11 protein-coding genes are annotated in these 6,169 nt (G+C 68.8%); 3 read left to right on the top strand and 8 right to left on the bottom strand.

The genetic code is table 11. The features are described from left to right. From SACHA_RS25115 to SACHA_RS0108380, 8 genes are all read right to left on the bottom strand, one after another. A partial coding sequence (locus SACHA_RS25115; RefSeq protein ID WP_232211841.1) for a DUF2637 domain-containing protein occupies positions 1–556 on the bottom strand: 556 nt, incomplete at its 3' end. Between the two features lie 32 nt (positions 557–588). After that, positions 589–807: a hypothetical protein gene (locus tag SACHA_RS0108350; RefSeq protein WP_019808774.1), complete on the bottom strand. Its 219-nt coding sequence runs from the start codon at positions 805–807 to the stop codon at positions 589–591. A gap of 37 nt (positions 808–844) precedes the next feature. Then, positions 845–1,090, bottom strand: coding sequence for a hypothetical protein (locus SACHA_RS0108355; RefSeq protein WP_019808776.1), 246 nt, complete (start codon positions 1,088–1,090; stop codon positions 845–847). Continuing rightward, positions 1,090–2,457 (bottom strand): FtsK/SpoIIIE domain-containing protein, encoded by a 1,368-nt coding sequence (locus SACHA_RS0108360; protein ID WP_019808778.1) that lies wholly within the window; start codon positions 2,455–2,457, stop codon positions 1,090–1,092. The genes SACHA_RS0108355 and SACHA_RS0108360 overlap by 1 nt, the downstream gene beginning before the upstream one ends. Before the next feature lie 90 nt (positions 2,458–2,547). Further along, positions 2,548–2,733 (bottom strand): hypothetical protein, encoded by a 186-nt coding sequence (locus SACHA_RS0108365; protein WP_019808780.1) that lies wholly within the window; start codon positions 2,731–2,733, stop codon positions 2,548–2,550. A gap of 1 nt (position 2,734) precedes the next feature. Beyond that, complete coding sequence (locus tag SACHA_RS0108370; RefSeq protein WP_019808783.1) at positions 2,735–3,004, bottom strand: hypothetical protein; 270 nt, start codon at positions 3,002–3,004, stop codon at positions 2,735–2,737. Next, positions 3,005–3,184 (bottom strand): hypothetical protein, encoded by a 180-nt coding sequence (locus SACHA_RS0108375; protein ID WP_019808786.1) that lies wholly within the window; start codon positions 3,182–3,184, stop codon positions 3,005–3,007. 319 nt (positions 3,185–3,503) lie between these two features. After that, positions 3,504–3,890: a hypothetical protein gene (locus SACHA_RS0108380; protein WP_019808788.1), complete on the bottom strand. Its 387-nt coding sequence runs from the start codon at positions 3,888–3,890 to the stop codon at positions 3,504–3,506. Between the two features lie 142 nt (positions 3,891–4,032). On the opposite strand from SACHA_RS0108380, the gene SACHA_RS0108385 reads away from it, so the two are divergent. The 3 genes from SACHA_RS0108385 to SACHA_RS0108395 are packed head-to-tail and all read left to right on the top strand — an operon-like array spanning position 4,033 to position 6,098. Beyond that, the gene (locus SACHA_RS0108385) at positions 4,033–4,863 is read left to right on the top strand and encodes a hypothetical protein (protein ID WP_019808790.1); all 831 of its coding nucleotides are present in this window, start codon (positions 4,033–4,035) and stop codon (positions 4,861–4,863) included. Between the two features lie 3 nt (positions 4,864–4,866). Beyond that, positions 4,867–5,679: a hypothetical protein gene (locus tag SACHA_RS0108390; RefSeq protein WP_408640320.1), complete on the top strand. Its 813-nt coding sequence runs from the start codon at positions 4,867–4,869 to the stop codon at positions 5,677–5,679. A 2-nt stretch (positions 5,680–5,681) separates the two neighbouring features. Continuing rightward, on the top strand, positions 5,682–6,098 hold the full coding sequence (locus SACHA_RS0108395) for an NUDIX hydrolase (protein WP_039738410.1): 417 nt from the start codon (positions 5,682–5,684) through the stop codon (positions 6,096–6,098). The last annotated feature ends 71 nt before the right edge of the window (positions 6,099–6,169 follow it).

Raw genomic sequence — 6,169 nt, forward strand, 5'->3', positions numbered from 1 at the left:
CCGCCGCACTCGCACTGTCGACGGCCGCGGGTTCGGTGGCGGCCGGGATGGCCGGCTCGGTCGCCGGCTCCGGTTCGGGCTCCCGGGGAACGTCCACCGAGGCCGTTTCCGCCGGGGCGCCCGCGGTGTCCGCCGACCCGACCGTGGGCAGGTGGGTACGCCGCATCAGCAGCTTGACCACGACGAGGAAGCCGAGGGCCGGCATCGCCGCCAACAGCCACCCGGCCGGCGTCGGCTCCGCCAAGGCCACCTGCGCGGCCATCTGGATCCCGAACGCGACCACCAGCACCACCACCGGGAAGGTCACCCGCCGGGGCGGCCGCAGTCCCGCGTCCTGCTGCTGCCGGTCGCGCTGGATCTCGAAGCCGGCCACGACCGCCATGCCCTCGATGACGACCGCGTCCGCCCAGGCCAGCCACCCGGTCTGGCCGTGATGCACGGCCCAGTCATGGGTGTGCTTGAACCCGGCCGCGGCGCCGATCCCGCCCAGCACCACCGTCACCACCACGCGGATCACGCCCGCCGCCGACCACCGCCGACGATCCGTAGTGGACACAGCACGTCCCTCCTGTCTGTCGGGCGCGGTACTCACCGCCGCCGCCCCTCGGGCCGACCGATCTCGCGCTCCTCGAACTCCCGCAGCGCGAGCGAGGCCCCGCCGGCGACGAGGCCGAGCAGGCACAGCACGGTCAGAAACAGCGGGGACAGGCCCTGCGCGAGGTAGAGCAGCACCAGCACCAGCAACGCGGGCAGCCCGTACTTGAGCACCAGCCCCGCCCGCCACACGCGGAATCCCAGACGCCACACGATGAATCCCTCCCAGTTGTTGTGACCCGCCCTCGGGTCAGTGATCAGCGGGGCGAGGCCAGATCTCGGCCTGCCGAACCTCGGTCCAGACGTCCCGGATCTGGTCGACGACGCCGGTGCACTCCTGGTACTCGTGCGTGTCTTCCAGCGCGTCCGGGTCGCCCCACAGGCCGAGGCGCTCCTCGACGTCCCGCAGCACGGCGTCCTTCCACTCGGCCGAGACCTCGTAGGCCTGGGCCAGCAGCCGCAGCAGCTCCCCGCGCGCTTGCTCCCGTTGACTCATCAGCTCACCGCCCGCAGATGCGCACCGTCGGCCGAAGCGTCGGCGGAGGCGAACTCGACGAGCTCGGTCAGCTCGTCGTCATCGACGTAGGCCGTGCGCAACCGCACCGGCGTCCGGGTGCGCTGGCGGACCATGTAGCCGATCCCCGCGGTCTCCGGCACGTTCGGGATCTCGTCGGCCAGCGCGCCCCGCACCCGGGCACCGTCCCCGAGCACCATGTCGACATGCCCCCGGTCGGTGACCCGCAGGCACAGACGCACCGTGAACAGCTCCCGCACCGGCACGGTGTCCTTGGTCGGCTCCTGCACCAGGCCGAGCATCGAGTGCCCGGTCGCCCGGCCCTGCGAGCCCACCAGCGCGAGGAACCGCTTGATCTCGGAGGCCACCGAGCGCTCCCCGTAGGCCAGCAGCGCGCCCAACTCGTCGAGCACCAGCAGGTTCACCGGCGTCTCCGGCGAGGGCGTGATCTTGCGTCCGCCCCGCTCGGACACGGTCCGCTGGGTGGCCCGCATGTCCTCGACGAAGTCCTCGATCAGCTCCCGGCACTCCGCCGGATCGGTGGCGTAGCGGTGCGCGATCGGAGCCAACGCCGAGAACTCCAGCTGCTTCGGATCGCAGATCCACACCCGCACCAGCCCGTCCCGGATCGCCGGAGCGACCCCGCGCAGCAGACCGGCCGGGACGCTGTTCTTGCCGGACCCGGTCGCGCCGGCCACGAACGTGTGCTGCCCGAGCAGGGACAGCCGCACATCCTCGCCGTACTCGTCGTCACCGACGTAAACCCCGGTCAGGTCGACGGCGTCGGTGTCCCGCGGCATCGCCGGCGTGTCGATGACCTCGGTGAACGGCTCCCGCCGCTGCACCACCAGCGCGATCACCAGCGGCTTGACCCGCTCGACCGCGACCCGCTCAGCCTTGAGTGCCTCCGTCAGCTCCGGGAGCTTGGCCTCGAACTGGCGGGCATGCTGGCCCGGAACGATCCGGACGTAGAGCGTCTCCACGTTCGCCGTCGCCGACCGCACCCGCAGCAGCCGCGGGAACAGCTCCTCACCGGTACGCCGGTGCGTCTCGTACAGGTCGCAGGCCCGGACGATGTTGCGCCACCGTGCGCCGACGTAGCGCACCCAGCGCCGCCGCCAGGCCCGCAGCCACGGAGCGGCCCACCGGTCGAACGAGTCCGGATGCCCCCGGTACCAGGCACACAGCCCGAGCGCCGCACCACCGAGCACACCCCCGGTCGGGGTCCACCCCAGTTCCAGCCCGGAGCCGGCCACCGCCCCCGGCGTGAGCACGCTGCCCGGATGCCGGGCCAGCCACACCGCGGCCTGGAACTCACGGCCCCGACGTCGTGTCGACGTCCGTCCCATTGCTTGCCTCCTCACACGAGAAAGGGCCGGCCCTCGCACCCCGCCGAGGAGGTGATCGAAGGCCGGCCCGATGCCGAATGGCTTGGTTGGTCAGTCCTTGATGGCCGAGCGCGAGTCCGACAGCGTCACCGTCAGCGTCGCCACCGCCCGGGCCACCGCGTCGTGCGAGTCCTTGAACCCCTCCCGACGCACCGGAACCCCGCGCACCGCCGTCCGTAGCTGCCGCATCGCCGCGTCCACGTTGTCGAGCGCCCGGTCGAGCTGGATACCTGCCACGTCAGACCCTCCAGTCCCGCGACACGAGGTCGGCCTCGTACTTCTTCGCCTTCGCCCGCAACCGGTCCAACTCGTCGACCGCCCGCCGGCGCAAGCCCTGCAGCTCCTCCCGCGTGGCCATCGACCACGTCCCCTCGCCGACCCGGTCGTCGTCGACCCGGTCGATGAAGCGGTCTAGCTCTTCCAGCGCCTCCAGCACCAGGTCCATCGCCGAGACGAACGATCCGTACCGCTCCCGTGCCCGGCGATTCACCGCCTCGATCTGCACCACTCACACCCCTTTCTCGGTCGTTGTCGGACCCCGTAACGCCCCGGACCGAGCCAGCAGCGACCGCAGCCCGAGCCAGGCCGCGAACAGCACCACCGACGCCCCCGCCACCGGCGAAGCCACCAGCAGGACCCCGACCAGAATCGCCACCGACACATTGACCAGAAATCGATCCATCACCATTCACCCGCCTTGTCCGTACCGACCCCGAAGGGGTCGAACCAGCACACGCCGTCACCCATCGAAAGCACCCCCGTTCCCGCGACAGCATTCGCTGACGCCGTTACCGCCGAACGTTGTCCACCTGCCACACCTCGCGTGGTAGGACCCCAAAGCCCCCGGTCACGCGCACACCGGGGACCAAGGCGCGCCACCACACGGCGCGAAAAAAAGCACAGACCGGCTCACTCTGGAATTCTCAAACACCGCAGTAGCGCCCTCGCCCGACTCGAACGGGCCACCCACCACGGGAAGGGGAAGGGCCGGAAAAACCGACGAAACGTCAGGCCGCCGATGGCGCCGACGAAATCGACGGACCGGCAGGCTTGAGCCCGTCGGCCTTGAACCACACACCCGAGGCCGTGATCCGCCCGTCCTCGCCCCGCATCTCGTAGGTGTTCAGGATCGGGTTGATCAGCTCGACGTAGGAGCCCTCCTCGAACCCCTCGCCCGGGTCGGCCACGAGGGTCACCTTGATCTCCTCGCCCTTACCCGTGCGCTGCCCCTGCACCGGCCGCGGCTTCGCGAACAGCATCACCACGAACTTCGCGACCCCGTCGCGGTCAGTGGCCGGCTCCATCTCGCCGGCCTTGTTCTCCCGCATCTTCATGGTCGGCTCCTCCGTGACCATCAGCCGATAGCCGCTCAGGTTCACCGGGATGTTGTCCATCAGGCCCTCCGTGATCGGGCACTTCGCTGGTATATCCCCCCTAAACCACCGAAGCGCTCTGTCGTTTGCCGTTGTTGAGGGGGTCTAAACGAGAAGGTACGGGCGGGTCGCGTGAGCTGTCAAGGGGCTCTAAACTTCCGGCATGGACACCGACAGCGAGTTCGAGGCGCTGCAGCACGAGTCGGATCCCATCCGACGAGGACGGCGAGCGTCTGACCTGCTGGTCCTTTACCAGCAGCGGGCTACAGAACTCGCACGCCTGCGCAAGGGAGCGATCGAGGAGGCCCACCGTGTGCGGGGGATGAACTACACCGAGATCGCCACCGCACTGGGCATCACCAAGGGACGCGTGACCCAGATTCGCAGCACAGCGCCCCGGCGAGAGCGCGCGTTCTTCGGCGTCGGACCAGTCAGTATCAGCGTGCCATGGCGCTACCAGACGACCGATCGAGAGCGCCCGCTGATCGCCGCTGAAGACAGCGCCACGGCCGATCAACTCGAACGCCTGCTTGACGGCCTCTCGTTCGCGGTGACCGACCGGCACCAACTCGAACCGGACGCCACTGAACCCCCCGCCGGCGACACCATCGTCGTGTGCGGGCCGAAGTCCGCACCCGTCGGAGCCGACCTTCTGTCGCGTGACCCCGCGCTCGACATCACCCAGGCCGACGGCCGATGGTGGATCGCTCATCGGACGACGGGTCAGCGATTCGGATCACCGTCTGACGAACCGCAGCCGGAATCCGCGGACCTCGCCTACATCGCGCGGCACCGGATCGACGACCGGGTGGTTATCCACGTGGCGGGCATCCACAGCATCGGCTCACTCGGAGCCGCGCACTACCTCACCAGCCACCTCAGCGATGTCGTGAGCGCGGCTGGGGACAAGCCCTGCTCGCTCATCGTGCGAGCCGACTACCAGGCACTCACGATTACCAGCAGCGAACTCGCCGCCGGACCGTTCGTGTGGTGACGGATGCGCGTGACAACGGCTCAACTCCCCCCGATCGAGGACAGCGCCGACAAGGTGTTCACCACCACCGAGGCGGTGGTGGTGCTCGACGGTGCCTCAGCGTTCGTCCCGGTTCCGGTGCCGGCAGCCACTTACGCCGACCACCTCGGTCGAAATATCCTTGCGGGTCTCGGCGACTCGGACGCTCACCTGCGAGCCGTTCTGGCCGAGGCCATCGACCGCACCGCCGGCGAGCTCAACCTCTCCCCCGGATCGTCCCCGTCGAGCACGGTACTGATCCTGCGTCGCCGTGCCGACGAAGTGGATGTTCTCGCGCTCGGCGACAGCGTCGTCATCCTCCCGGACGAGACCATGACCGACGACCGCATCGACAGTCTCGACCTCACCCCGCGGTCCAACTACCAAGAGAGACTCCGGGCCGGTGCCGGCTACGACGACACCCACGCGCAACTCCTCCGCGAACTACAGAACCAGCAGGCCACACATCGCAACGCCCCGGACGGCTACTGGATCGCAGAAGCCGAACCCAACGCGGCCGACCACGCACTCATGACAACTCGCCCTGTCGAAGCGACGCCATGGGCGGTCCTCGCAACGGACGGCGCGTACAACACGATAGAAGCGACGGGGCTCGACGACTGGCCGAGCATTGCCGCCAGCACTCGCGAGGACCTCGCCGAGTTGCTCGAACGGTGCAGAACATGGGAACGGGACCGCGATCCAGACGGACAGCAACTTCCCCGGGCAAAACGCCATGACGACAAGGCCATCGCCGCCGTCAGGTTCGAACCGATCCGAGAACAGCATTCCGCGTGACTATGGGGCACTCCGTCAGTGTTGCGGGCGTCGTCCTCGACGCCGATGAGCGCATCCTCGCCATACAGCGGCACGACAACGGTCACTGGCAGATCCCGGGGGGAGTACTCGAACCAGTCGAGACTTTCGAGCAAGGGTTACGCCGCGAGGTCCTCGAAGAGACCGGCTTGACCGTGAACATCGGCCCACTTACCGGCGTCTACAAGAACATGCAACTCACAGTCGTCGCCCTCGTCTTCCGTTGCACCGCACAGGACGGCGAACCGCACCCCACTGACGAGGCTCGCGACGTTCAATGGCTCACCCTCGGCCAGGTCCACCAACTCATGACCCCAGCGTTCGCCGTACGCGTCACGGACGCCCTCCAGCCACTACCGGCCAGCCGTAGCCACGACGGCACCGACCTCCTCGACCCCTGATCCGGCGACCACTAGCCACAGCGCAGAGCGTGTGTTCAGACTTTCTTCTCTTGTTCAAGGCGGCGCCTGCG

Origin of the sequence: Saccharomonospora halophila 8 (assembly GCF_000383775.1) — a bacterium.
Classification (GTDB): domain Bacteria; phylum Actinomycetota; class Actinomycetes; order Mycobacteriales; family Pseudonocardiaceae; genus Saccharomonospora; species Saccharomonospora halophila.

Excerpts from the sequence above, each read along its gene's own strand:
- SACHA_RS0108385 (WP_019808790.1), top strand. The coding sequence starts at position 4,033 with ATGGACACCGACAGCGAGTTCGAGGCGCTGCAGCACGAGTCGGATCCC.
- SACHA_RS0108380 (WP_019808788.1), bottom strand. The coding sequence starts at position 3,890 with ATGGACAACATCCCGGTGAACCTGAGCGGCTATCGGCTGATGGTCACG.
- SACHA_RS0108375 (WP_019808786.1), bottom strand. The coding sequence starts at position 3,184 with ATGGTGATGGATCGATTTCTGGTCAATGTGTCGGTGGCGATTCTGGTC.
- SACHA_RS0108360 (WP_019808778.1), bottom strand. The coding sequence starts at position 2,457 with ATGGGACGGACGTCGACACGACGTCGGGGCCGTGAGTTCCAGGCCGCG.
- SACHA_RS0108355 (WP_019808776.1), bottom strand. The coding sequence starts at position 1,090 with ATGAGTCAACGGGAGCAAGCGCGCGGGGAGCTGCTGCGGCTGCTGGCC.
- SACHA_RS0108395 (WP_039738410.1), top strand. The coding sequence starts at position 5,682 with ATGGGGCACTCCGTCAGTGTTGCGGGCGTCGTCCTCGACGCCGATGAG.
- SACHA_RS0108390 (WP_408640320.1), top strand. The coding sequence starts at position 4,867 with ATGCGCGTGACAACGGCTCAACTCCCCCCGATCGAGGACAGCGCCGAC.